The following is a 24,329-nucleotide window of genomic DNA, read 5'->3' as shown; positions in this document are numbered from 1 at the left end:
TCAGCCGGACTTGTCCTTTATTATGAGTTGACCGGCAAAGCGCTGCGAAGGCACTATTCACCCTATAAGTGCGGGTGAGGAGAGCGTAGTCAAAATGTTTTCTTTTAGTCCGTCGCGCGGTTGCGGGGCGTTTTTGCCTTTTTGGGTTATCTTTTTTTTCGCTTTCACTATGAGCAGTTATGCGGCGCCAGAGTGCCAAGTACTGCGCGTCAATGGTGCCAATGAGTGGCAGCCGATTTCCTGGCGCTCCGAGGACCAGACGGAATTGAAAGGTATTTTTCCCGAGATCACCAGTACTGTTCTTCAAGATCTTCCTGTCGAGATGGAATATGGCCCCGATTTGCCATGGAACCGGTTGTTTGCGCTTTTGGAAAATGGCGCAATTGATGTGTTGGCAGGAGCCTTTGCGACAGGTGAAAGAACCGAGAAATTCAAACTCAGTCTGCCTGTGGTCCAAGATCACGTTGGTGTTTTTGTCCGCGCTAATCTGGAGGCCAAACCCGAACGGCTTGAAGATCTTGTCGGCTTGTCGGGGCGCGCACCCTTTGGGACAGACCTCGGTCCTGAGGGAAATGAGTTTGCCGCTGAAAACTTGTTCATTGACAATGAACCGCGTGACAACCTCGCAGAAGATCTAAAAATGCTAGCGGATGAACGGATCGACTATATTTTTATGTCGCGGAGTTTCGGGAGAAAAGCTGTGAATGCTGCCCAACTTGATGGCGTGATTGAGGATTTGCCATGGTCAGCCGCCAGTAAGCCTGTTCATTTCATGTTTTCAAAAAAATCACCGTGCCTCGACTTACTTATCCAGTTTGATACTGCCATTGAGAAGGGGCAATGGAGTGAGCCGCTGGCTCGATTGCTGAAGGAATATGAAACCGGCGGGGATCCTGCCATTGAAAAGCGACCGCAGCCAAAAGTGTCTCAATAAAGCTGCATCCAGAATAACGTCCATTTCGATTTTCGGCTGTCCGGCAAGCCTGCCAAACACAGGATTAGAAAGAGACTTCATTGGACAGTTTTGACTTGATCCTGATCGCTTTTGCCGTGTTTTTCCTCGCCGGTGTGGTGAAAGGTGTTGTCGGCATGGGAATGCCGACCATCAGCTTAGGTTTAATGACCGTCTTTGTTGGTGTCGACAAAGCGATTGTTCTCATCTTATGGCCAACATTTCTAACAAACCTCTGGCAGGCTTTTTCGGGCGGACACCTAAAAAACTTGCTCAAGCAGCTCTGGCCGTTTCTGGGGGCAGCCGCGCTCACATTGGCCCTAGGGACCTTCATTCTCACCCGGGCACCCGGCGGGGCGGCGGATCTCATTCTTGGGGTGTTGATGATCGCCTATGCCGTTCCGATGCTTTTTGGCTTGAGGCTGCACATCTCACCAGTATGGCAAATACCGGCTGGGGTATTCCTTGGCGCGGTCAATGGTGTGTTTTCCGGTCTGACCGGCTCTTACACTGTCCCCGGGGTCATGTATCTGCAGGCACTGGGCTTTAACCGCGACCAGCTAATTCAGGCGATGGGCTTGTTGTTCTTATCTGCGACCATCGTACTTGCGTTGGCCCTAGGCGGATTTGGCATTTTGGGTGCTGCCGATGCCTTGCAGTCGTTGCTGATGTGTGTGCCGGCACTTTGCGGTGTTTATGTGGGCCAGCATCTGCGCGGACGCCTCTCAGATGAGGGGTTCAGACGGGTGTTTCTCGGCGCGATCTTGTGCCTTGGTATTTATCTTGTACCGTTGGGCGCTGTCCGGTTGTTGGGATAGTGAGTTGGCTTTTGAATTAGGAAAAATGGCCGTGCCGGAACTAGGAGCCTAACCAAAAACGCCGCCCAGAGGGCGGCGTTTGAAATCTACATGCGCCGATTTTACTTGGCGACCAGGCGCATCGGTGTGGCCGTGCCGACATTGGAGGTCGGTTTGGTATTGGCCCACTGATAGGACTGGCGCTCTTCGGTCGGTGTACACAAGAAGCGTTCCCGGTAGCACTTGGTGAAGTGCGATGTTGACGCAAATCCGCAAGCCAAGGCCACATCCAGAACCGGCCGGCTGGTGCGGCGCAATAGATCGCGCGCGGTTTCCAGACGCAGACGCAGATAATACTGGCCTGGCGTGCAGTTGAAATGACGGCGGAACAAACGCTCCAGCTGGCGAGGAGACAAGTTGACTGTCATTGCCAGTTGCTGACAGCTGAGCGGGTCCTCGATATGCAAATCCATGATCCGGATGGCGTCGAGGATCTTGGCATTGGAGATACCGGTACGTGCTTCAATGTCGTGGCGTTGGGCAGATTCGCCGGAGCGCATGTTCTGATAAAGCGCCACTTCTGCGACTTCATGGGCGAGATAAGCGCCATGCTGGATCGCGATAAGACGCAGCATCATGTCAAGCGATGCCATGCCGCCGGCGCAAGTGATGCAGTTGCGGTCTATAGAGAAAATGTCGGAGGTCACTTCAACATCCGGAAATTCCTCGCGCAAGGACCGGAGGTTCTCCCAATGGATGGTGCAGCGGCGGCCATCGAGCAGATTATAGCGGGCCAACAGATAGGCGCCGGTGCAGATGGCGCCAAAGGTGCGGCCAAGCGCATTCAGGCGGCGAAGTTTGTTGCCCAGTTCCGGATCCAGCGGCAGGCGCTCAACGTCCATTCCAGTACACAAAAGTGTAATATCTGCGTCGCCAAGTTCCCGAATAGATTTTTTGACCGAAACTTCGCAGCCGTTGCTCGCGACCACTGAATTTCCGTCAAGGGAATAAGTCTCCCATACGTAAAAATCCTTGCCGAGCATACGGTTTGCTATGCGAAGTGGTTCAATGACACTCGCAAATGCATTCATGGAAAAGCGATCCATGAGCACGAATGCTATTTTTTGATGCGTATCGTCGTGCGCGCGTCCGGACATTTACTTTGCCTCATTGGAAGGTATTATTGAAGCTTGTCTTGTGATTGCAGTAATTTCTGCATTTTTAACTTGGCTGTCAAATAAAAAACGTCAGATATCCGGATCTTCTTGAGATTGTCGTAAACTGGTCAGCACTTCTGCTTGTGTTCTGGCGTGATTGTGCAATTTCTAATCACCATCAGCAGCCTTCAAAGTCAGCATTTTTGACGTGGTCCAGTCGCGGTTTCAAATCTCTGCGAGGTTAATAGCGAGACCGTATGGACGGGAGGAATTGGAGATGTCTTTCGCGAGACAAAGGTCTAAAAATGACGTGGAAAGATCTGCAAAGCGCATCGGTGAAACGGTCAAGGGGCTGTCCGCGTCAGATTGCTGTCCTTTGCCTCACCCGAAGGGCTAGGTCTGCAGCGCCCAATCCTCCGCGCAATCCGCCTTGATGATGCACGACCATCACCCGCGGCAGCTTTTCTTGATCCTGAACACGGCAAATCCCAGCGAAAGAGATCTCCAATTCGTCCAGACGGCCTGGGTTCTGGGCTGTGCTATATCTGGTAGTGCATCGAAACAAGAAGACTGCAATATTCATTTTGCAGTGCGTCATTTGAGCGCGTTTATCGAAAATATTGGATGTTTTTTTTGCCAAACCCACATTTGGTGGGCCGCTGTTGCTTCAAGTCAAGGTGCAATTGATGGTACACGGGGCATAAATCGTAAGTGTGCCAAGACCCATGGACGGGAAAAATATGAACGTACTTGCCAAACCCGCTGATCTCGCAGATGCCGTGCCGGCCAATGTATTTGTGGAAGAGGTGAAGACAGTCCAGCATTATACTGACCGCCTGTTCCGGTTCCGGATGACCCGTCCGGCAAGTTTCCGGTTCCGTTCAGGTGAGTTTGTTATGATCGGTTTGATGATCGACGGCAAACCGCTCTACCGGGCCTATTCCATTGCCAGCCCGGCCTGGGACGAAGAGCTAGAGTTCTTTTCGATCAAAGTTCCGGATGGGCCGCTGACGTCCCATCTTCAGAAGATTCAGCCCGGCGACGCGGTTTTGATGAAAAAGAAACCAACGGGCACATTGGTCAATGACGCGCTTGTTCCGGGCAAGCGGGTCTATATGTTCTCCACCGGTACAGGCATCGCGCCCTTTGCCAGCCTGATCCGCGATCCGGATACGTATGAGAAGTTTGATCAGGTGATCCTGACCCATACGTGCCGTGAAGTGGCGGAACTGAAGTACGGCGAAGAGCTGGTTCAGGAAACGCTGAATGATCCGTTGATCGGTGAGTTCGCCAAAGACAAACTGGTGCACTACACTTCCGTCACTCGCGAAGACTTCCCGCGGCAGGGCCGGATCACGGACTTGATATCTTCCGGCAAGCTGTTTGAAGACTTGGGTGTGCCGCCGCTCGATCCGGCGGTCGATCGGGGTATGATCTGCGGATCCATGGATATGATCCGCGACACAAAGGTCTTGTTGGAAGAAGCAGGCTTGAACGAAGGTGCCAACAACAAGCCTGCCGAGTTTGTTGTGGAGCGTGCTTTCGTCGGCTGACGTTTTTGACGGAAATTGAAGAGAATCAAAGAGGCCGGGGAAACCCGGCCTTTTTCTTTGCCTACCCTTCTAAGCGAGAGGGTTTGACGGCTAGAGGCTTCCAATCCAGCCAAATCCCTGTGAATATTGAGCTTATCTGTGGACCACTGCCGCATGGCGAGCCCGGTGAATGTCAACGGATGATGGCATGGAATAACCTTGGCGCAAGTTAGATGGTTTTTCAGTCGGCTTGAAAACTCGACATTTCCTGGGCGGGATGCGAACGCATGAAGATCATTGCCGAACTTGGCATCAACCACCGCGGCTCTTCTAAGATCGCGGAGCAGCTCATTGATATTGCCAGTGAAACTGGGGCTTGGGGCGCCAAGTTTCAGTACCGGGCCAAGGCCGGGTTTTATCAAGCGATCAGTGAGATCGGTGATGAGATCCTCAGCCGTGAAATCGATGAAAGCTATATCTCACCAGACGAAATCTTACGCCTTGCCGGTCTCATTCAAAAAAAGGGCATGAAGGCCGGGATCAGCTTTTTTAAATTCTCAGACGCTGCTGACTTCGGTGACAAGATCTCCGAATTTGATTTCTTCAAAGTGCCGTCTGCTGAGCTGATGAATGAAGAGCTGGTCACCGCGATGGCGGGTCTCGGAAAACCGCTGATCTTGAGCACCGGAGGTCATTCGGAGGACGATATCTTCAAGGCGATTGAAGCCACCAAGGATGTGCCGGAGATTGCTTATCTCCATTGCATTTCGAATTATCCGGTTCTGCTCGGCAATCAGCAGATGAAATTCATCGAAACCTTGAAGCAAAAGACCGATGCGGACATCGGCTATTCCAGTCATGATCAGGATTGGGAAGTCTGTTTGATCGCAGCGGCCAATGGGGCAACCGTTTTTGAACGGCATTTGACCCTCGACAAACACGGCAAGGGCATTGACGACAGTTCGTCATCCGATCCAGAAGAATTCATGCGCATGTGCCGGATGTTGAATGCTTTTGACACTGTTCAAGGGACTGGACGCCGGGACATCAACCAAGGTGAGCGCATCAATATGCAGAACCTTGGGTCTTCCCTTTATGCAAGCAAGGATATTGCTGCAGGTGAAGCCTTGTCTGAAGCCAATGTGGTGGTCAAGGCGCCGCGGAAGGGCCTGACCTGGGCCGATGTTCAAAAACGAGGCCTCACGGCTGTCCGGCGACCGGTGGGGGAAGGAACAGCTATTTCCGACCTGCATTTCACCGAGCCCAAACCGCCGCTTGAACCGGAACTGGTGGCTTTTTGCGACGAAAAACAGCTTTCCATTCCGCTCCGTCTACACGATGCACAAATTCTGCAGAGCCGTTTTCCGATCCAGAACAACGAGCTTCATCTGTCCTATGAAGAGGTGGCCACCTTCGGTGCGTCGATGGCTGACGGATTAGAGAAGCTTGATCTAACCCGGCATTATTCGATCCACATTCCCGATTACATCGACAGTAAGACGCTGATCGATCCGATGTCTGCGGAAGACGACACCCGTATCCGCAGTCTGAAGGTGATCGAAACCTGTGTCGATCTGGCGGTGGAGCTGGAGCAGCGCACCGGCGCTGGCGTCCCGATCGTCGGCAGTTTCTCAAGGCTCTTGCCGGAGGGAAAACGGGCAACTTACGAACGTTTGCAACAGGTCCTTGATGAAGCCGGCCGAGAGCGCGGGGCTCCGATCTATCCGCAGTGGCTGCCGCGCATTGCCTGGTACTTCGGTGGTGCTGACGTGCTCGACATGTTCTGCGGTGAAGACGACATCGACATCATCACCGATATCTCGATGGAAGTTTGCCTGGATCTGTCGCATCTGATTTTGTCGGCAAATTATTCGAAAGCGGACTGGCGTCAGTGGTGTGACCGGTTAATGCCGCTTGCCCGGCACATCCATATTGCCGATGCTGTTGGGATTGACGGTGAAGGCATTGAATTCGGCGAAGGCGATCTGGGGGATCCTTCGCAATATGTTGACAGGCCTGGACGCAAGGTTCTGGAAGTGTGGCAAGGCCACCTTTCCGAGGGCGACGGCTTCGACAAGGCGATCCGGCAGTTAGGAGAACAAAATGGCTAAAATGCTGATTACCGGAATTTCCGGCCAGGACGGTGCATTTCTGGCGCGCGGCCTGCTTGAGCGCGGTCATGAAGTTTATGGCGCCATGCGCCGGGGCAGCACATCCAAGACCGACCGCCTCAACGAGCTTGGGATCCGGGAAAAGATCAAATACTGCACGCTGGAAGTCACGGAATTCGCCAATGTGCAAAACGTTTTGAACGAAATCCGGCCGGACCACATCTATAATCTGGCTGCTCAGAGTTTTGTCGCCGACAGCTTCCAGTTCCCGCATTACACCTCCGATGTGAACTACATGGGGGTTCTGAACATTCTGGAAGCAATGCGCATCCTGAAACTCGATGCCAAGCTTTATCAGGCGTCGACTTCGGAGATGTACGGCGATGTACTGGAAAAACCGCAAACGGAAAAAACACCGTTTAATCCGCTAAGCCCTTATGCAGTCTCCAAGCTGGGGGCGCATTCTCTGGTCGTAAACTACCGGCAGGCCTATGACATGTTCGCGACCTCCGGCATTTTGTTCAATCACGAGTCTGAGCTGCGCGGCCTGGAGTTTGTCACCCGCAAAATCACCAGCTGGCTTGCAGAGATCAAGCTGCAGGGCAGGGACGCCATGCCGCTTGGAAACCTGAGCAGCGTGCGCGATTGGGGCTACGCGCCTGAATACACCGACATGATGATCAAGATGCTGGAACACGACCGGCCAGATGATTTTGTTATCTCCACCAACACTGAATACACCGTGCGCGAATTCTTGTTTATGGCGGCCCAGGAGGTCGGGTTCGACCTGCATTCGGAAGGCGAAGGCATGGACGAGAAGTGTTATGACCGCAAGACCGGCAAACTGATCGCCTATGTCGATCCGCGGTACTTCCGGGCGTCTGATGTGGTCTACCTGCGCGGTGACAACACCAAGGCCCAGGAGATGCTGGGCTGGAAGCCAGAAGTCCTGGCGCCGGAAATTGCCCGGCGCATGGCGATTTATGATCTGAAAAAAGCCGCGGTCAACAATCCTGGACTTTGACCAGACGCCGGGAGGCACGTGAGATGGAACGGGTCGCAGTGATCATTCCCGCGCGCGGCGGGTCAAAAGGTATTCCGGGAAAGAACATCAAGCCGTTCTTGGGACTGCCTTTAGTTGCCCATTCCATCTGTGCGGCTCAGGCTGCTGAAACGGTTTCTGATGTGATCGTCTCCAGCGACGACGACGAGATATTAGCCGTTGCGCGGGAATATGGCGCCGATGGCCTCAAACGGCCAGCCGGCATTTCAGGTGACGAAGCGTCTTCCGAATCTGCCGTTCTTCATGCAATCTCGGAAACAGAAGCCTGTCAGGCAGCGGATACCATCGTCTTTCTGCAATGCACTGCGCCTCTGACAAGTTCTGCCGAAATCGATCAAGTGGTCCGGGCGCGCGCCGAACAAAATGCAGATACAGCTTTTTCGGTTGTCGAGGTGCATGCTTTCCTTTGGCAAATCGCAGAAGACGGCTCGGGCGTTGGCATCAATCATGATGCCTCCAAACCACGCCAGCGCCGGCAGGATAGGCCCCAAGAGTTCCGGGAAACCGGGGCCATCTATGCGTTGCGGAAGGACGGCTTTGTTAAAGCCGGTGAGCGGTTCTTTGGCCTCAGCGTTCCAGTCGTTCTGCCGGATGCTGTTGAGATCGATCTCGACACACCGCGCGATTGGCTCGCGCTTGAAGCCTATGCAATAGCAGCCGGTTATCAGTCGGAGATGATCCAACCAGCTGGAAGCTGAGGACAAGCCCATGGCGAGTATTTTTGAGACTTTGGAAGAACTGGGTGTTGCCAGCAAAGCGACCCAAGAAATTTTCGCCTCCCGAACCCGGGACCGCGACAATGTTACGGTCTACCGCGACAGCTCATCTGGCGTGATCTACATCGACGGCTTCTATGGTGGCGACCAAGTCTATGAAGACGGTGCCTATCGTCAGGCGAATGAAGCGCTGATTGGTAAACGCGACTATGAAGTCATGATCGACGCGACGCGGCGCATGGCGGCGTACCGGCCCTATGTTACGGGCAAACACATTGTCGAATTCGGCTGCGGTGACGGGGCCTTCCTGCACGCGATTCAAAACGAAGCGCAGAGCTGCTGCGGAGTAGAACTACAGGAAGATTATGTGACCGCGCTCAATGCCAACGGCATTTCCTGTCACACGTCCTTGTCAGCTTTGCCCGATGGGTCCATGGACAGCGCACTCAGCTTCCACGTACTGGAACATTTGCCTGAACCTAAGCCGATCCTTCAGGAGCTCTACCGGGTCTTAAAACCGGGAGGCCTACTGGTCGCTGAAGTGCCACATGCAAAAGATGTCTTGCTGAATGAGTTGAAAAGCGAAGCGTTCAAAGCCTTCACGCTGTGGAGCCAGCATCTGGTTCTGCACACACGAGACAGCCTTACGCGTCTACTGACCTATGCTGGCTTCGGCGGTATCGTCATTGAAGGCGTACAGCGTTATCCCTTGTCGAACCATCTGACATGGTTGTCATCAGGAAAGCCCGGTGGCCATAAATCGACGCTGGCGGCTATCGACACACCCGATTTGAAGAGATCCTACGAAGCCGCGCTCAACCGGATCGACGCCACGGACACATTGGTCGCGATCGCCCGCAAACCGGGCTGATCGTCCAAATCCACCAGTAAATATCTGTTAGAGCCCCAGACGTTTGTTCCGCCGCTCTGGGGTCCAATTCTCCAATTGACGGTCCATTTCCTTGATGATTTCCGGTACAAACTCCGCGCAAGGTTTGTCTGTATAGGGGTGCATGTAAGTCATCGAAGGATACCAGGGCGGATTTTTCTGACCGAGAAGAAGAGGAGGTTCTTGTTGTCCGAAACGGATACAGGGAACGTCTAGGATTCCGGCCATATCAGCGACACTCGTGTTAGCCGATACGACAAAGTCACAACAAGCGGTCAGTGCAGCAGCGCCTAGGAGGTCGTCGAAGAGGTCCACGTCTTCTAAGATATTGAACCGGTCTCCAATCCGCTCCCTAAAAAAGACCGCTTCCTTCTCCAGCGGGGCGTATTGCAGATTGACGAAGATTGCATCGCGCGATTCTAGAACTGGGGCGATACCTGGCGCAGACAGATAATAACGGGCTCGGTTTACCGCAAGGTTCCGCGACCGCCAGGAAAATCCAATAACCGGTTTTTCTTCATGACCTTTAAGGCGTTGAAGATACTCCACCGCCCGCTCTTTCTGGAAAGAATAGACCGGGCAGGGAGCCTGACGGAAGGATTCAAGCGTTGGCCGGAAGAATCGCACCAATTCGCCGATGTTGACATGAAGATCGAAGTCTGACGCCGTGGCTGCAAAGTCCTTGTCCATTTGGGCGGCGCGGCACTCGGTTTCGGGGAAACAGTATTGAAAGTATTTTGCGCCTTTTTCCGAGAGCTCGACGATCACTTTTCCGGCCAAACTGATCAGCTCCGGCAACATTGTACCGGCCTTGATTGCGTCACCGAGCCCCTGATCGGCCCAGACCAGAATAGTCTTATCTGAGATATCTTCACCTTCCCACGCAGGCACATCGAACGTGCGCCGGATGAGCTTGGCCGCCGGATCATCGAAACGTGCGGTGTGAAGCTCCCAGCCGTTCTTCAAATCGCCGTTTGCCAGATAGGCAAGCGCAAGGTTCCAATCGACTGTCCGGTTGCCTGCAGGTGCGTATTTTTTGGCAATCTTCATGACGTCCAGCGCTTCTTTGGAATCGCCATGCATGAGAAGATTGACACCGAAAGTTACGCATTTATGGAAATCGCGTGGGTCGGCTTTGTGAGCTAGCCGGGCATAGTGAACCGCCAAATTGGACTCGTTCATACAAAACAAAAGTCGGGCGGCCTCATGTTTGATGTCACCGTTGTCCGGAAACCGCTCCAAAGCCTCGGTGAGTTCATACTGGCTGGGTTCATATTGCTTGAGCTTTATGCGGCAGCGCGCCCGCAGGATGTAGTTTTCCGGATTATCCGGCTCTAGCATGACCGCTTTGGTGAAGAAGTTGACCGCATGGTGCTCGCGATCAGCGTCCATTAAAAGCGTGCCAAAATTACGGTATGCGTCTTTGTTGTCAGGATCTTCTACGATGAGGCTCTGGAAGATTAGCTCCGCTTCCTCGAATTCCTTTTTCTTGGTGAGTGCAATGCCTTTGATGTTGCGGGCTTCACGCTCTTTCGGGTTTAGCGTGAGTGCCTTGTTGCAAACAGCAAGAAGGCTGTCGACGTCAGACCCCAAATCCATCATCGTCCGGGCCAAATTGGCGTAAAAAACTGATTGGTTCGGGCTAAGCGCAATCGCCTTTTGGATGTACTCCAGAGCACGTTTCGGAAAACCGAGTTGACGATAGGTTACCCCGAGCAGATGCAAGCCATCCGGGTTTTTGGGAGCCTTTTTGACAACCTGCTTATAAACCCGCTGTGCTTTTTCATATTCGCCGGTTTTCTGCAGGGAAATACCTTTGAGCAGTTTCTCTCTGATGGGATTATTCGCGGCCTGTGTTGCCATTTGTGTTCTGCCTAGTCGGGAATCAGTTGCAACAGAATAGCAGGACACAGCGTTTGTGACAGATTAGCCGCTCAAACCTCGATAATCCTTTGGGGATTGCGACCAGAAAATCCGTGAAAAAAGGAATTTTTTAGCGAACGCTTCACGAGTGTGATCAAGCAGCTCTTATTTTAAAAGTTGCGAAACGACGCGTGGTAAACGCGCCGTTTCTCTGCGTTTTTTAGAGGAAGTTGTCATCCAAAACGTTGACCGCCGGTATGCCAGTGATCGATGTGGCAGCAGCTATCCCATTATCCGGTGCTTCGGCAAAAACTCCGGAATCCTCTGGTGTCATAAGAAGTGCCCGGGCTGCAGACGACCCGAGCACAGCAGTAACGGTGGCTATTGCCGTCTCAGTGCCATCGGAGACTGTATAGGTGAAGCTCTTGGTGCCACTGGCGCTTGCCGACGGTTGGTAGGTGAGGGTGCCGTCATTGTTGTAAATCACGAGGCCATCGGCACCGGAAACCCAGGTTTGCCATCCTGGTTGCATGTTGACGCCGTTGATCTGGGTGATCGTCAGGGTATCGCCGTTGGGGTCCGTGTCGTTGGCAAGCACATCAATGGTGACGGAGCCACCGGGCACCACTTGGGTGGTGTCATCAGCTGGTGATGGCGTGGTTGCAACAATAGTGGCTGTTACAGTTGCCATTGCCGTCTCATTGCCGTCGGAAACCGTATAGGTGAAGCTCTTGGTGCCACTGGCGCTTGCCGACGGTTGGTAGGTGAGCGTACTGTCATTGTTGTAAATCACCAGGCCATCGGCACCGGAAACCCAGGTTTGCCATCCTGGTTGCATGTTGACGCCGTTGATCTGGGTGATCGTCAGGGCATCCCCGTTGGGGTCTGTGTCGTTGGCCAGCACATCAAGGGTGACGGAGCCACCGGGCACCACTTGGGCGGTGTCATCAGCTGGTGATGGCGTGGTTGCAACAATAGTGGCTGTTACAGTTGCCGTTGCCGTCTCATTGCCGTCGGAGACAGTATAGGTGAAGCTTTTGGTACCACTGGCGCTTGCAGACGGCTGGTAGGTAAGAGTGCCGTCATTGTTGTAAATCACCAAGCCATCGGCACCGGAAACCCAGGTTTGCCATCCTGGTTGCATGTTGACACCGTTGATCTGGGTGATCGTCAGGCTATCGCCGTTGGGGTCTGTGTCGTTGGCCAGCACATCAAGGGTGACGGAGCCGCCTGGCGCCACTTGAGTGGTGTCATCAGCAGGTGTCGGCACGGTTGCGATCGGTGCGACGATTGCATTCACGGTGGCTGTTGCCGTCTCTGTGCCATCGGAGACCGTATAGGTGAAGCTTTTGGTGCCGTTGGCGCTTGCCGACGGTTGGTAGGTGAGCGTACCGTCATTGTTGTAAATCACCAGGCCATCGGCACCGGAAACCCAGGTTTGCCATCCCGGTTGCATGTTGACGCCGTTGATCTGGGTGATCGTCAGCGTGTCGCCGTTGGGGTCCGTGTCGTTGGCCAGCACATCAAGGGTGACGGAGCCGCCGGGTGTCACTTGGGTGGTGTCATCAGCAGGTGTTGGCGTTGTCGCTCCACCGGTAGAATTGGATACGCCGCCGTTGCCACGATTGATGTCCGTATCGCTCAAATTGACTGTTGAATCATCTCCAGTGAAATAGATCGCTTCTACATTTATGGCAGCTGTGAACTCGGACCCGTTGTTGGCTGAAACCGTAACGTACCAGCCGTTGCCGGACCAGGAGTAGTTGGAACTGGAACCACCAACCACAACCGTGTCCCAACCGGTGCCGCCATCGATTCTATTGTTGCCAGTACCGCCAGCGAGATTGTCGTCCCCTGTGTTTCCATAAAGGTCGTCATCACCGCTTCCGCCATTGATGACGTCGTTGCCCTGACCACCATAGAGGCGGTCGTCACCACCATTGCCATTGACATTGTCATTGCCGGTTCCGGCGAATATGCTGTCGCTAAATTGAGAGCCATTGACCGTATCGGCATCGTCATTTGTGAAGAGGACATATCCATCTAGAAGGCCGACGCCATTGGTTCCCCATTGGCTGACGTCCACTGTATTTGAAGTAACTTCATTCAGGAGACGGATGGCTGGATCAGAATAGTCTTGTCCGGACATGACAGCTTGCAAGAACGCGACGGCGGGTTTGGCATAAATTGTTCCATTGGCGTACCGTCCGTAAAGCCCGAAGGATCCCTCTGCTACCGACGAGCTGCCGTCATTGCTGCTGTTCCCGTCGTAGGCGTTATACCCGTCATTGGTTTCTCTATGGAAATTGTCCAGAACCATATGGGCAACGGCACCTTTAAGATCCGCATTGTCCCAGCTATCAAGCACGCCGATCGCCTCGGCCATGAAATAGGCCTGATCTGCTTCTCCAGCGGCACCCGCGCCCCGGTATCCGAGATAAGATGGCACCCCAAATTCTGTAAGCCAGAGCTCAGAGGTGTCGAAGCCGTGGTAATCCTTGAGATACTGGATGCTGTAGAGTGCACCTTGGAAGCTGAAGTTATAATCCCATCCGGAGGCAGAATTTGTCGGGTTGGGAATCCAATCGGTTGGCCGGCCTGACTGTGGTTGAGCTGCGTAGTAATCGTAGGTCGTGTAAGGGTGGATAGCGAAAGCTTCAACATCCGCCCCAAGGGTGCTGAGTGTGGCGAACATCGTGTCCATGTAGGCATAGTCGTTGTGTGCGATGCCTGCACCGATCACTTTGATGTTTTGATTGAGAGTTGCCTCGACGGTTTTGACCGCTTCGTTGGCCGCGTGAAGATAGCGGGCATAGTAGTCGGCATTGTCCGTACTTACGGCGTAAAAGCGCGGATGATTGGGGTCGCCCTGTCCGCCATAGTAGGTTCCAGTATATTGATAGGAGAGGTTCGGTTCGTTTCCAACTTCCCATCCGGCAATTGAACTTGTGTAGCTTGAATACTGGCTGTGCACTTGTTCGACCATCAAAGCAAACCGGTCAGCCAGGGCATCAATCGCCCATTGTTCGCTTGGAACATCACTGACGCTGGAACCTGGGGGGAGGAGATCCAAAGGTGTTTGACCGGGTTCGAAGATAATCTTCACCCCGTTTTGTGCGGCGACCTGCAACAGTGATCCGATGGAGTTGATGCTCCATTGCGGTGCGCCAGAGCTTGTAACTATTGAAAGATCTAGAGGGATACGAACTACGGTCGATCCACCCTGGGCGGCCAATACAATCATATCCGCGACAGACATGCCGCTATGTGCAGGCGCACCGGAGGTATTCCAAGAATTGCTCAAGGCATGCATGCCAAACTCAAAATCACTGACACTCATGGCTATTACCTTTCCGTCATAGGCAGGGATACAAGGTTGGTTGAGGTGAATTAAAAATGGTGAATATCGAGAATGAAGTCAGAGGTTGTATTGATGTGCAAGGTAAATCTATCCGTATTTCTACAGATAAAAATTGGTGCCAAGGTTGGTGAGTTACCTGGCGTTATTGCCCTTGATGTAAATACGAATGAAGGGCTTCCCGCCCGGCGAAACTATCCGCCGGTTGTGGCCTTGAATTAATGAAGTGGATTGCCGGAAAAAAAGGCAGCCTATCTTCTAATCTACGCTGGTTGAGCTAATGAGAGAGCAGAGACTGCATCCGCCAGTTCATCAAAATGAGAAATCACCCGGTCCGGACCAAGCTCGGTGACCGGAACGGGAGTGTAGCCAAAATCTACCGCAATCACTGGGATGCCCGCCGCGCGGGCGGCGTTGATATCAGTGATGCTGTCTCCAATCATGATGGAACCAGCTGTCCGGCCGCCTGCGCGCTCGATTGCACCAAGAACTGGGGCGGCATCAGGTTTGGACACGGAAAAAGTGTCACCGCCGACCACGGCATCAAAATACTGTGTCATGCCGAGTTCCTCTAGAAGCGGCAGGGTCAGGCGTTCTGATTTATTGGTGCAAACCGCAAGTTTCCAACCCTCCGCCCGAAAACGCTCCAAGGCCGGGAGTACGCCGCCGAAAGGTCGTGTGTGGACGGCAATGTTTGCGGCATAATACTCAAGAAAATCATCGAAAAGCGGAGCGATCGTCTCGTCGGTCCAGGCAACATTCAAGTAATCCAATCCCCGTTGCAAAAGCACCTTTGCGCCCATGCCCACCATGTTGCTCACTTTTTCCTGGGGAACCGTGCCATGTCCTGCTTTGCTCAAGACTGCGTTGAGCGTAGCCACGAGATCTTCCATGGACGAGACAAGCGTACCATCGAGATCAAAAACGAGAACAGACATAAGAACCTCAGGCTGGACAGATGATGCAATTGCCTAGCCGTATTCGTGTCGTGCTGCAAGGTGCCCGGACAATCTGACTACTTGCAGCAGGGGGCGGGGCTTGCCTCACAGTTTATAAGCTGTTCTGAAACCGCCCCAATGCCGCCCCTGCACGAAAACCGGCGCATCGACTTCCTTCATCCAGACAATGTTCCCACCGCCCATGTCGCGCGGGTAGGACTGAATTAGGAATGGGCGTGTGTTGCGCGCCGCGCTTAGACCTGCGCGATCATCAAAGATCCGCTTGTTCCTGCAGTTGGCGACATTCCAGGTTGGATCATCAGGTTTTTGCGGTTTGGAAAAGATCAGGTTATGGACCGGGAGATAGCCGTTGCGATCGACGGCGGCACAAAAAGCCATGCCTTCATTGTGGCCAAGAATGTCCTCCTGGATATTCGGGAGGGTATTTTCCAGCGCTTTGAGAGCCCGGGTCGAAACCTGCAAAGGATCGGTCCCTCTAATCGGCTGGTAGTCCGTGTCGAAAAGATCATTCAACGTCAGAACTCGCCGGGCAACCAAGTCCTCCATTGCTGATGTAATACGCGCTGCCCCGGACTGCGCAGTGTCCACATCTTTTGCATAGCTTTGATGGATTTGCTCAATTTTTTGCTCCAGCTCCGCCAGGAAACGCGCATCTGGTTCGGTAAACGAGCAATGATAGCCAGCTTCGGAAACACCGACGATCTTTGCATCGGTGGATCCAAGTCCTTTCAACTCAAGGCGGATTTGAGAACCGTTGCGAACAAGGTCCTGGCTTTCCGTTCTAAACAGCACTCCGCCTCTCGAAAGATCCCGGGTTTCCAGCCGGCCAGTCACTTTTCCAGATGTAAAGGTTCCAGCAATTTTTGCAGGCAGGCGGTCGTTCTTTCGCCGGTCACCGGCCTCCATTTGCCGGATCATCATGGCAAAGCGTGACTGCAATGCCTTGGTGGTAACGTTCATCTCGTCTCCGGCTTCGCGGACACGGGCCCCATTTGCTTCCGCTTGATCAGCAGACGTTCTGATTTTATCGACCCGACGGACAACTTCCTGAACAAAAGTATCGGTCTCTTCGGCCTTTTGGCCGACAAGAGCCGTGGTCTCTACCTGCGTTTGAACAGCTTCCTCAACGGCAGCAAAACTCGGCCGGATCTGGCCAATCACATCAATGATGCGGCTTACCGACCCGAGGCTGAGCTCAGCTGAATGGTTTAGCTTGTCGATGTTGGCAACAATTTGTTCTGTTGCCGATTGAGTTTCCACGGATAGGGCTTTGACTTCACCAGCGACAACTGCAAAACCGCGGCCAGCTTCACCTGCACGCGCTGCCTCGATAGTGGCATTGAGGGCCAAAAGGTTGGTTTGTTTGGCGATATCAGAAATCAACCCGACCACATTGGCAATATCTTCGATGGCGCTTTTGAGCTGAAGAACGCCTTGGTTTGCCTGATCGGCAACATCCCTGGCTTCTACCGCTAGATCGTTCGAAACACCGACTTGGGTGCCGATTTCAGCGCTTGATGAGGATAGATTCTGGATCGAGGCGGTTAGTTCGGTGACATTTTGCCCGGCCATGGCCGCTTGGTCAGTGAGCACCTGGCTGCCGGATTTGATCTCCTCAAGAATGCCAGCTTGTGTGCCGAGTTTGTCTTGAACCTTGCTTGCCGCAACATCGATGCTTTTCGCGGCGACCTGTAGATCGCCTTCCAGGCTGTCGAGTGCGTGACCCATGATGTCGGCGGAAGTTTTGCCGTCCTCGGGCTGAGCACCTTGAGTATCTTCAACAGTGCCAGAATTATCAAACGCGTCTGTCGCTGAGGTTGGAGAAGTGTTCAACTTCTTTTTTATTTTGAACATTCTACTCGGCCTCTTAGCCATGATTTCGAATCAAACTGGATTATTTTCGAATTTTCTGAAACTAGGGTTAACTATACGTCAACGGTTCCGCTTGCCGATCCCGGTTGAAAACTGCAAACGATCTGGACCCATGCTTGTCAGCCATGCTAAGGACCGCGCGGTTAATCCAACAAACTGGCCGGTACGCTACAAACAGCGTGCGTGAGAACCGGAGAAGCGGACGATGAGCGATCACTTTAAGCAGCTGGCGGCTGAGCGGGCAGCGGAAGACGTTACTTCCGGAATGCGCCTTGGGATTGGGACTGGTTCAACTGCTGAGTTTTTTGTCCGGGCGCTGGCCAAACGGGTTGATGATGGATTGGACGTTACCGGTGTACCAACATCGGAACGCACAGCGGAGCTGGCCTCCAGCTTGGGCATAAAGCTGACCACGTTGGAAGAGATGCCGGAGCTGGATCTGACGGTCGATGGTGCGGATGAGCTTGACGCAAACCTTGCCCTGATCAAGGGCGGGGGCGGTGCGCTTTTGCGGGAGAAAATCGTCGCAGCTGCGTCTAAGCAGATGATTGTGATTGCTGATTGCAGCAAGAATGTTCCAACGCTTGGACAGTTTCCTTTGCCGATTGAAGTTGTCCCATTTGGACAGGAGGCCACACGCCGCGCCATCTTGTCCGCGTTTGCCGAGTTGGGCCTGCCGCAAAAACTGGAACTTCGCCTCGCTGGCGGACAAGCTTTCGTCACAGATGGCGGGCATGTAATCTTTGATGCGCATCTTGAGCGGATCGAAGACCCAGTCCTGCTTGCTGAAGCTTTGGTCGAGATACCAGGCGTCGTCGAACACGGTCTTTTCCTGAAACTTGCATCGAAGGCTTACGTGGCCGGAGAAGATGGGGTAAAGACGATTACGCCTGCGTCGATTTAGCGAATTTTGGTTGCCGGATAACCTCCGGAGGACCGCCAAGGAGTCAATGAAATGAAATCTATGAAGTTTGCCCGCATTGGTCTGGCGATGATGGCGTTGGGCATGGTCTCGGGGGCTGCGGTCGCTCAAGACAGTTTTTCCGACAGCCATATTGAAGCTGCTAAAGCGGTTGCAATCGAAACAAAGGTGCTGGAACCGTTCGACGCCATTTTGTTTGTGATGTCGGAGCAGACATTGTCTGCCTTCACGCAAAACGATCCGACCCGGGCGGAAGAGATCGCGCAAGTGGTGCAAAACGTCGCTTTGTCGCTGGCGCCGCGCCGTGCTGAGTTGAACCAGGAGATCTACAAAATCTGGGCGGCAGCCTTCTCAGAAGAAGAACTTGTACAGCTTGCCGAGTTCTACCGGACGCCGCTTGGTTCTAAGCTGCGTGACAGCATTGCAGAAATCACCGGTCGGTCCGTGAATGCCAGCCGTGAGTGGCAGGACCGGTTGAGTGTCGATATGGTCGCTTTGGTTCAAGAAGAGCTGACCAAGGGCGATACTGAAGCGCCTAAAGAATAAGTGATTGGTGAGTGAGCCTCTGCAATGAGGAGGCTACCGACACTTGAACGGGCCGCGAAAGCGGCCCGATGCACAAGAACTCAAGCGTTCCCTGTTCCTGGCCGGTGGTCTTGCCGGGACTTGTTTCTAGCCAGGGAGCGCTTATGTGGGCTGCGAGGCCACTATCCCGCTGGCCGATAGACCTGAAGAAATCCCAAGGGGCATTAGATGAGTGACTTTGACTATGATCTGTTTGTGATCGGCGGCGGATCAGGCGGTGTACGCGCGGCCCGTATCGCAGCAACACATGGTGCCCGGGTCGGGATTGCAGAAGAATACCGGTACGGTGGAACCTGTGTGATCCGCGGCTGCGTGCCGAAGAAGCTCTTTGTCTATGCCTCCAAGTTCTCTGAAGAATTCGAAGATGCCGAAGGTTTCGGCTGGAGTGTTGGTGAGCGGACGTTTTCTTGGGACAAGCTGATTGCGGCAAAGGATCAGGAAATCACTCGCCTGGAGGGAATCTACCGGCGCAATCTGGACAACACCGGCGTGGAAATTCACGACAGCCGTGCGGTGGTCGAAGATGAACATACCGTGCGGCTGCTGGCGACCGGCCAGACAATCCGGGCAAAATACATTCTGATTGCGGTCGGGGCATCCCCAAATGTCGATGCCAGCTTGCCGGGCGGTGAGCATGTCATCACGTCCAACGAAGCATTCCATCTGGAGGAATTGCCGAACAGCATTGTTGTCGCTGGCGGCGGTTACATTGCAGTGGAGTTTGCTGGCATCTTCAATGGTCTGGGTGTTGATACAACCCTGATTTACCGCGGCGAAGAGATCCTGCGTGGCTTTGACATGGACCTGCGCAAAACCGTACGCGCGGAAATGGAGAAGAAGGGCATCAAGGTCGTTTTGAATGACACATTCAGTGCCATTGAAAAACAGGCGGACGGTTCTCTGATTGGCCGTACAAAAGGCGGCGCCGCGCTGGCCGCTGATCAGATCATGTTTGCCATTGGCCGAAAGCCGCACACCAAAGATCTCGGTTTGGAAAAAGCCGGTGTGCAAATGGACGGGATCGGTGCCATCAAGGTCAGCGCAGAGTCTCAAACCAATATTGCGTCTATCTACGCAGTTGGCGATGTGACCAACCGGGCCAACCTAACACCTGTGGCCATCCGTGAAGGCCATGCGTTTGCTGACACGGTGTTTGGCAACAAACCGTGGACCGTCGATCACAGCTTGATTGCGACTGCGGTTTTCTCGCAGCCAGAGATGGGAACTGTGGGGCTGACTCAGGAGGAAGCCTTGGAGCGGACACCGAATCTCGACATCTATAAGTCGAGCTTCCGGCCGATGAAACACACACTCTCCGGCCGGGATGAGAAGATGCTCATGAAAATGATCGTCGATGCGGACAGTCAAAAGGTACTGGGTGTCCATGTTGTCGGTCCGGATGCCGGAGAACTTGCGCAAATTCTAGGGATTACTCTGGAAATGGGCGCCACAAAAGCGGACTTCGACCGAACGATTGCCGTGCATCCGACAGCAGCCGAAGAGCTGGTTACAATGCGCGAGCCGACCGAACGGTTGCGCGGCTGATCGGATCAGCTTTGAAGTAGGATTTGAAGACAAGCTGAAAACCGTCGCGACGCAATCGCGGCGGTTTTTGTTCCAATGCTTTAGGCTCTCAGGGGCGAGTAGTTTTTGGCGGTGGTCGCGTCGTGTTCCGGAAGGAAGCTGTCTTTCATAAGATCGCTGTAATAGAAGTGTTGGCCGCGACCAAGATCTTTGGCCCGGTATAGGGCGGCATCGGATCGCGCGACGAGCTCTTCTGGGAGCGTGCCGTCTGCGGGAGCGATGGCAACTCCGATACTCAGCCCGATGTTAGCTGTGTTGCCCCCTTCAAGCGGGATTGGGACAAGCGTTTTGCTGATCAGAGCCCGGCATAAAGTGTCCAGCTCTTTCCGGCTCCTACCTGCCCGGTAGATAATCATGAACTCGTCGCCGCCGATACGGCTGACCAGTCCCGGTTTGCCGACGACTTCCTTGAGCCGCTTCGCCATCATCTTGATCACCGTATCACCGGCCGCATGACCAAAAGTGTCGTTAACCTCTTTGAACTTATCCAAATCACAATGAAGTATGGCGAAGGGTTTGCTTGGTAAGGCGGCCGTCGAACTTTCCAGTACACGGGTGAACTGAAGGCGGTTGGCAAGGCCAGAAAGATTGTCATGAAGAGCAAGGTAACGGTTTTGTTCTTCACTCTTTTGCAAGGAGCGGGTCAGCTGACCAATCTTCCAGGCAATACCAAATGCGAGTGCTGCGAGTGTCACGCTGAGCATGGCAATCACCGGAATAACGGTTGGCCATATGGAGTCCACCACTGTCTGGCTATTCCACCGGAAAGAGCCGATGTTCACGCCTTCTGCGCTCTTTACCAGATGGGATGGACCAGCGTTCGTTGGAATGACTTTGGGTTCGAAACGCAGCTCGGTAAAATTAAGCTGCGAATTCAGCCGCTCCAGGAGAAAGCCATCGATGTATTTCACAGACATCAGCAAGGTCGGGTCGCCACCCGGAAGTGTGATGTCGTAGTTGTCGGGCATGACCGGTATGACGGAGTACAGGGCGGGTTTGCCGTCGAGCCGGATAACCCCCATAAGCGCATATTGGTCCAGTTCCAGTCCTTGAACCGACCGGTGTCCGAAGCCGCCGGGGACACGAACACGGTTGGCGGCATATAGTTCATTCGCTCTTTGAATGACCGGTGTGAGTGCAGGTGTTTCGCTCGCCGGCCGCTTGGTGATGTGGGTGTAGTCCTGAAAAGACTCGGCAAGGATTTGTTTGGTGCCGGAGATCAGCAAAACCTTGTTGTGGCGGTAATTGGTCCAGAGCATGTTAAAGCTCTGGCGGGCATAAACTGGATCAAAACCGCGGACCAGTTTTGTGACTGTTTCATCGGAAATGCCGATGGAGCTTTGTTCGCGGACAATATCGCGTAACCGCTCATCCAATGCATTTCGAAACAATCGCTCTTCGTTCGCAATCGCTTGCTTGGTAGAGGCAAGTGAAGCAACGTAGCCGACAAATGCCAGGGAAATTGACGTCACCGCGATCAAAAGAGCTGCCAAAAGGAAGGCGAGCCTAGAGATATGGGTGCGTGATGCACTGTCTGATTTGTCCGTATATCTCCGCCGAAATTCCGTCACAGTTTCGTCTTTCCAAATCGGCCAGCAGTCTAGCGGAGGCCCCAGAACGCAAGGGCAACTAAAACACCTAGTCCAAACAACCTTCCGTCATACCCAAGGTTGCAACTTTTGCTCTCTTTGATGCAAGACTTGGCGGGTATGCCGCAAGATCTAATATGGAGCGTATCGTAGTCTGGAAAGTGTTAATTTGAAGTGGTGATAATTGCTGAGTTTGCGGGCTGGGTAAAAAACATCTCTTTATTGATAGAAACACCGAAGGTATTAATAGCAGTTAAGTGAGGTTAAGAAAATGTTTGTTGCGGTACCGCCAAGTTGCATCTGTTCGTCGATTTGGCGTTGAGTTTCCTTGACGGTAAACCATCGGCTTATCCGTCATGTCCGAAATTATTCGGCACGTAACACATATTTGAGACTTGCCGATAGGGCGTGAGTGTTTTCCAAGTCCCGAGAAAGTTCTGACTAAATCGCTTTGCCGGAAAGTGTTTTTACAAACATTTCGATTTCGGCCTCTGTATTAAAAGCGTGGAGCGAAGCGCGGACGACCGCATCCAAGCCGCGCAACGGGAGATCGATCCGGGCGGAGCTTGCCTGGCTGGTCGAGACATTGATTTGATGTTTTGCAAGCCTGGCTTTGGTCGAGTCAGGCGTTTCTCCATCGACAGTGAATGTGACGATACCGCCTTTTCGTTGTCCCTTATCGTGTATGGAGACCCCGGGCAGGGTAGCGAGTTCGGTCCGCATTTGTGCGCCGAGGGCGCAGATCCGCGCTCCGATCCGCTCCATGCCAAATCCGATAGCATAGCTGGTGGCAACACCGAGGCCGATTTGACCGGCAACGAACCTTTCCCAGGTTTCGAACCGCTTAGCATGCGGGGCCAGCCGGTATGTGTTTTCGTCCAACCATTCAGACGCTTGCAGATCGACAAACGGCGGTTCGATCTGATCGAGAACCGCATCACTGACATACAAAAACCCGGTGCCGCGCGGACCACGCAGATATTTTCTGCCTGTCCCTGACAACATGTGACAACCGATATCGTTGACGTTCAGCGGAATTTGGCCGGCCGACTGGCAGGCATCCAGCAAGTAGAGCAACTTGTGTTTTGCGGCAATTGCGCCAATTTCGTCCGCTGGGTTGATCAGGCCGGAAAAGGTCGGAATGTGGGTGAGAGCGATCAGCCGGGTTTTGGGCGAGACTGCTGATTCCAGGGCTTTTGTGTCGATCTGGCCGGTCTCATCGTCGTCAATCAGGTCGATTTCGATGCCCTTGCGCCGCTTCATTTGCAAGAGCGCAACATAGTTGGAGACATATTCGGCCCGGCCGGTGATCACCCGGTCGCCTTCGCGGAAATCGATGCCGTAAAAGGCCATGTCCCAAGCCCGGGTGGCATTCTCGACATAGGCGATTTCCGCCGGGGTCGATCCAATGAGGGCCGCAATGGATGTGTAAAAGGCATTGTAGTCGGCTGCGGCCGCATGAGCAGCTTCATAGCCGCCAAGCGTGGCTTCGAGATCGAGGTGTTTTTTAACAGCATCCAAAACAGGCGCCGGCGCAAGGCCCGTGCCGGCATTGTTAAAGTGGATAAGTTTGTTTACTCCGGGCGTATCCGCACGCAACAGGTCAATATCGTTTTGTGATAGGGACGGTACGATCATGAGATACCTTTCCGGTCAAAGCGCGCAGTGAAATGGATGGAATAAGAAAGAGATGATGATCACATATTTTGGTTATGGGTCTCTCGTCAATGCGTCAACAGTCCCCGAGGCTGCCGAGTTGGTGCCGGGACGCCTCAAAGGCTGGGTCCGGGAATGGCGGGTCTGCAGTGTTTGGGAAAACGGGCAGGGACGCTGTGCCCTCAGTGTGCGTCAGGACCCGGATGCTGAAATCTGGGGTGTCATGACCCGGGAGCAAAAGACACGGCTGGATGCGCTTGAAAAGCGGGAAAGCCGCTACGAAAAAATTGGGCGGATCGCCGGTTCGTTCCGCTGTGAGGCGGAGCAGAAGCCAGGTCCGGAGGATTTGTTCCTCTTCAAAGCAACTCCGGAAAACGAGCGCTGGGGCTGCGCCCAGCACCCGATCTTGCAAAGTTATTTGGACTGCGTGCTGGCTGGCTATCACCAGATTTGGGGCGAAGAGGGTGTGGAGCACTTCTTCGACACCACCGATGGCTGGCATGTCCCGGTCTTGCCGGACCGGAGAAAGCCGCTTTATCCGCGCGCGGTTGACATTGAACCCGCCTTGCTGCGCCTTTTTGATGACCGCGCAGGCATGCGAGACATCCGTCTTTTGACCGTGTGAAGCGGGTCTAGCTCTCTTCCGTCTTGTTTCGGCAGTGTTTTGATGTCCGGTTCTGAGCGTCTATGCCGTTTTCCCATACTTGAGAATTGCTGTGAGGAT

General features: G+C 53.6%; 18 protein-coding genes. 11 read left to right on the top strand and 7 right to left on the bottom strand.

Going from position 1 to position 24,329, the window contains the following annotated elements:
• Positions 1-94 precede the first annotated feature (94 nt).
• On the top strand, positions 95-934 hold the full coding sequence (locus ACOOFE_RS15955) for a substrate-binding periplasmic protein (RefSeq protein ID WP_420410963.1): 840 nt from the start codon (positions 95-97) through the stop codon (positions 932-934).
• Positions 935-1,014: 80 nt separating this feature from the next.
• Positions 1,015-1,770, top strand: coding sequence for a sulfite exporter TauE/SafE family protein (locus tag ACOOFE_RS15950; protein ID WP_420410962.1), 756 nt, complete (start codon positions 1,015-1,017; stop codon positions 1,768-1,770).
• Between the two features lie 101 nt (positions 1,771-1,871).
• On the opposite strand, the gene ACOOFE_RS15945 is transcribed toward ACOOFE_RS15950, so the two are convergent.
• On the bottom strand, positions 1,872-2,906 hold the full coding sequence (locus tag ACOOFE_RS15945; protein WP_141187231.1) for a GlxA family transcriptional regulator: 1,035 nt from the start codon (positions 2,904-2,906) through the stop codon (positions 1,872-1,874).
• Positions 2,907-3,646: 740 nt separating this feature from the next.
• Here ACOOFE_RS15945 and ACOOFE_RS15940 point away from each other — a divergent pair.
• The 5 genes from ACOOFE_RS15940 (at position 3,647) to ACOOFE_RS15920 (ending at position 9,199) form a co-directional block, all read left to right on the top strand.
• On the top strand, positions 3,647-4,459 hold the full coding sequence (locus ACOOFE_RS15940) for a ferredoxin--NADP reductase (RefSeq protein ID WP_141187230.1): 813 nt from the start codon (positions 3,647-3,649) through the stop codon (positions 4,457-4,459).
• A gap of 266 nt (positions 4,460-4,725) precedes the next feature.
• Positions 4,726-6,549 (top strand): N-acetylneuraminate synthase family protein, encoded by a 1,824-nt coding sequence (locus tag ACOOFE_RS15935; protein WP_420410961.1) that lies wholly within the window; start codon positions 4,726-4,728, stop codon positions 6,547-6,549.
• The gene (locus ACOOFE_RS15930) at positions 6,542-7,573 is read left to right on the top strand and encodes a GDP-mannose 4,6-dehydratase (RefSeq protein WP_420410960.1); all 1,032 of its coding nucleotides are present in this window, start codon (positions 6,542-6,544) and stop codon (positions 7,571-7,573) included. Before ACOOFE_RS15935 ends, ACOOFE_RS15930 begins: the two co-directional genes overlap by 8 nt.
• Positions 7,574-7,596: 23 nt before the next feature.
• Positions 7,597-8,310, top strand: coding sequence for a cytidylyltransferase domain-containing protein (locus ACOOFE_RS15925; RefSeq protein WP_420410959.1), 714 nt, complete (start codon positions 7,597-7,599; stop codon positions 8,308-8,310).
• Positions 8,311-8,320: 10 nt separating this feature from the next.
• Entirely contained in the window at positions 8,321-9,199 is an 879-nt protein-coding gene (locus tag ACOOFE_RS15920; protein WP_420410958.1) for a methyltransferase domain-containing protein, read from the top strand.
• A 27-nt stretch (positions 9,200-9,226) separates the two neighbouring features.
• Here ACOOFE_RS15920 and ACOOFE_RS15915 read toward each other — a convergent pair whose 3' ends face one another.
• From ACOOFE_RS15915 to ACOOFE_RS15900, 4 genes are all read right to left on the bottom strand, one after another.
• Entirely contained in the window at positions 9,227-11,080 is a 1,854-nt protein-coding gene (locus tag ACOOFE_RS15915; RefSeq protein ID WP_420410957.1) for a tetratricopeptide repeat protein, read from the bottom strand.
• A 220-nt stretch (positions 11,081-11,300) separates the two neighbouring features.
• Positions 11,301-14,420, bottom strand: coding sequence for an Ig-like domain-containing protein (locus tag ACOOFE_RS15910; protein ID WP_420410956.1), 3,120 nt, complete (start codon positions 14,418-14,420; stop codon positions 11,301-11,303).
• Between the two features lie 281 nt (positions 14,421-14,701).
• Positions 14,702-15,376, bottom strand: a complete 675-nt coding sequence (gph, locus tag ACOOFE_RS15905) for a phosphoglycolate phosphatase (protein ID WP_420410955.1) — start codon at positions 15,374-15,376, stop codon at positions 14,702-14,704.
• 105 nt (positions 15,377-15,481) lie between these two features.
• The gene (locus ACOOFE_RS15900; protein ID WP_420410954.1) at positions 15,482-17,251 is read right to left on the bottom strand and encodes a methyl-accepting chemotaxis protein; all 1,770 of its coding nucleotides are present in this window, start codon (positions 17,249-17,251) and stop codon (positions 15,482-15,484) included.
• 223 nt (positions 17,252-17,474) lie between these two features.
• Between ACOOFE_RS15900 and rpiA the strand changes: the two genes are divergently transcribed.
• From rpiA to gor, 3 genes are all read left to right on the top strand, one after another.
• Positions 17,475-18,173, top strand: a complete 699-nt coding sequence (gene rpiA, locus ACOOFE_RS15895; protein WP_420410953.1) for a ribose-5-phosphate isomerase RpiA — start codon at positions 17,475-17,477, stop codon at positions 18,171-18,173.
• Positions 18,174-18,224: 51 nt separating this feature from the next.
• A complete protein-coding gene (locus tag ACOOFE_RS15890) occupies positions 18,225-18,737 on the top strand; it encodes a DUF2059 domain-containing protein (protein ID WP_420410952.1) in 513 nt (170 codons plus the stop codon).
• Positions 18,738-18,944: 207 nt separating this feature from the next.
• Positions 18,945-20,321: a glutathione-disulfide reductase gene (gor, locus tag ACOOFE_RS15885; RefSeq protein WP_420410951.1), complete on the top strand. Its 1,377-nt coding sequence runs from the start codon at positions 18,945-18,947 to the stop codon at positions 20,319-20,321.
• 80 nt (positions 20,322-20,401) lie between these two features.
• Here gor and ACOOFE_RS15880 read toward each other — a convergent pair whose 3' ends face one another.
• Together ACOOFE_RS15880 and ACOOFE_RS15875 are read right to left on the bottom strand one after the other, a co-directional pair.
• Complete coding sequence (locus tag ACOOFE_RS15880) at positions 20,402-21,931, bottom strand: diguanylate cyclase domain-containing protein (RefSeq protein ID WP_420410950.1); 1,530 nt, start codon at positions 21,929-21,931, stop codon at positions 20,402-20,404.
• 459 nt (positions 21,932-22,390) lie between these two features.
• Positions 22,391-23,587, bottom strand: coding sequence for an aminotransferase class V-fold PLP-dependent enzyme (locus tag ACOOFE_RS15875; protein ID WP_420410949.1), 1,197 nt, complete (start codon positions 23,585-23,587; stop codon positions 22,391-22,393).
• 52 nt (positions 23,588-23,639) lie between these two features.
• On the opposite strand from ACOOFE_RS15875, the gene ACOOFE_RS15870 reads away from it, so the two are divergent.
• Positions 23,640-24,230 carry a gamma-glutamylcyclotransferase family protein gene (locus ACOOFE_RS15870; RefSeq protein WP_420410948.1) on the top strand — a complete coding sequence of 197 codons (591 nt, stop codon included), beginning with the start codon at positions 23,640-23,642 and terminating at the stop codon, positions 24,228-24,230.
• Positions 24,231-24,329 lie beyond the last annotated feature (99 nt).

Origin of the sequence: Roseibium sp. (assembly GCF_965216085.1) — a bacterium.
Lineage (GTDB): Bacteria > Pseudomonadota > Alphaproteobacteria > Rhizobiales > Stappiaceae > Roseibium.
This window is presented reverse-complemented; position numbering and strand designations above follow the sequence as displayed.

Bases quoted from the DNA above. Each gene is read 5' to 3' on its own strand.
- ACOOFE_RS15955 (WP_420410963.1), top strand. From the start codon at position 95: ATGTTTTCTTTTAGTCCGTCGCGCGGTTGCGGGGCGTTTTTGCCTTTT.
- ACOOFE_RS15945 (WP_141187231.1), bottom strand. From the start codon at position 2,906: ATGTCCGGACGCGCGCACGACGATACGCATCAAAAAATAGCATTCGTG.
- ACOOFE_RS15940 (WP_141187230.1), top strand. From the start codon at position 3,647: ATGAACGTACTTGCCAAACCCGCTGATCTCGCAGATGCCGTGCCGGCC.
- ACOOFE_RS15935 (WP_420410961.1), top strand. From the start codon at position 4,726: ATGAAGATCATTGCCGAACTTGGCATCAACCACCGCGGCTCTTCTAAG.
- ACOOFE_RS15930 (WP_420410960.1), top strand. From the start codon at position 6,542: ATGGCTAAAATGCTGATTACCGGAATTTCCGGCCAGGACGGTGCATTT.
- ACOOFE_RS15925 (WP_420410959.1), top strand. From the start codon at position 7,597: ATGGAACGGGTCGCAGTGATCATTCCCGCGCGCGGCGGGTCAAAAGGT.
- ACOOFE_RS15920 (WP_420410958.1), top strand. From the start codon at position 8,321: ATGGCGAGTATTTTTGAGACTTTGGAAGAACTGGGTGTTGCCAGCAAA.
- ACOOFE_RS15915 (WP_420410957.1), bottom strand. From the start codon at position 11,080: ATGGCAACACAGGCCGCGAATAATCCCATCAGAGAGAAACTGCTCAAA.
- ACOOFE_RS15910 (WP_420410956.1), bottom strand. From the start codon at position 14,420: ATGAGTGTCAGTGATTTTGAGTTTGGCATGCATGCCTTGAGCAATTCT.
- gph (WP_420410955.1), bottom strand. From the start codon at position 15,376: ATGTCTGTTCTCGTTTTTGATCTCGATGGTACGCTTGTCTCGTCCATG.
- ACOOFE_RS15900 (WP_420410954.1), bottom strand. From the start codon at position 17,251: ATGTTCAAAATAAAAAAGAAGTTGAACACTTCTCCAACCTCAGCGACA.
- rpiA (WP_420410953.1), top strand. From the start codon at position 17,475: ATGAGCGATCACTTTAAGCAGCTGGCGGCTGAGCGGGCAGCGGAAGAC.
- ACOOFE_RS15890 (WP_420410952.1), top strand. From the start codon at position 18,225: ATGAAATCTATGAAGTTTGCCCGCATTGGTCTGGCGATGATGGCGTTG.
- gor (WP_420410951.1), top strand. From the start codon at position 18,945: ATGAGTGACTTTGACTATGATCTGTTTGTGATCGGCGGCGGATCAGGC.
- ACOOFE_RS15875 (WP_420410949.1), bottom strand. From the start codon at position 23,587: ATGATCGTACCGTCCCTATCACAAAACGATATTGACCTGTTGCGTGCG.
- ACOOFE_RS15870 (WP_420410948.1), top strand. From the start codon at position 23,640: ATGATGATCACATATTTTGGTTATGGGTCTCTCGTCAATGCGTCAACA.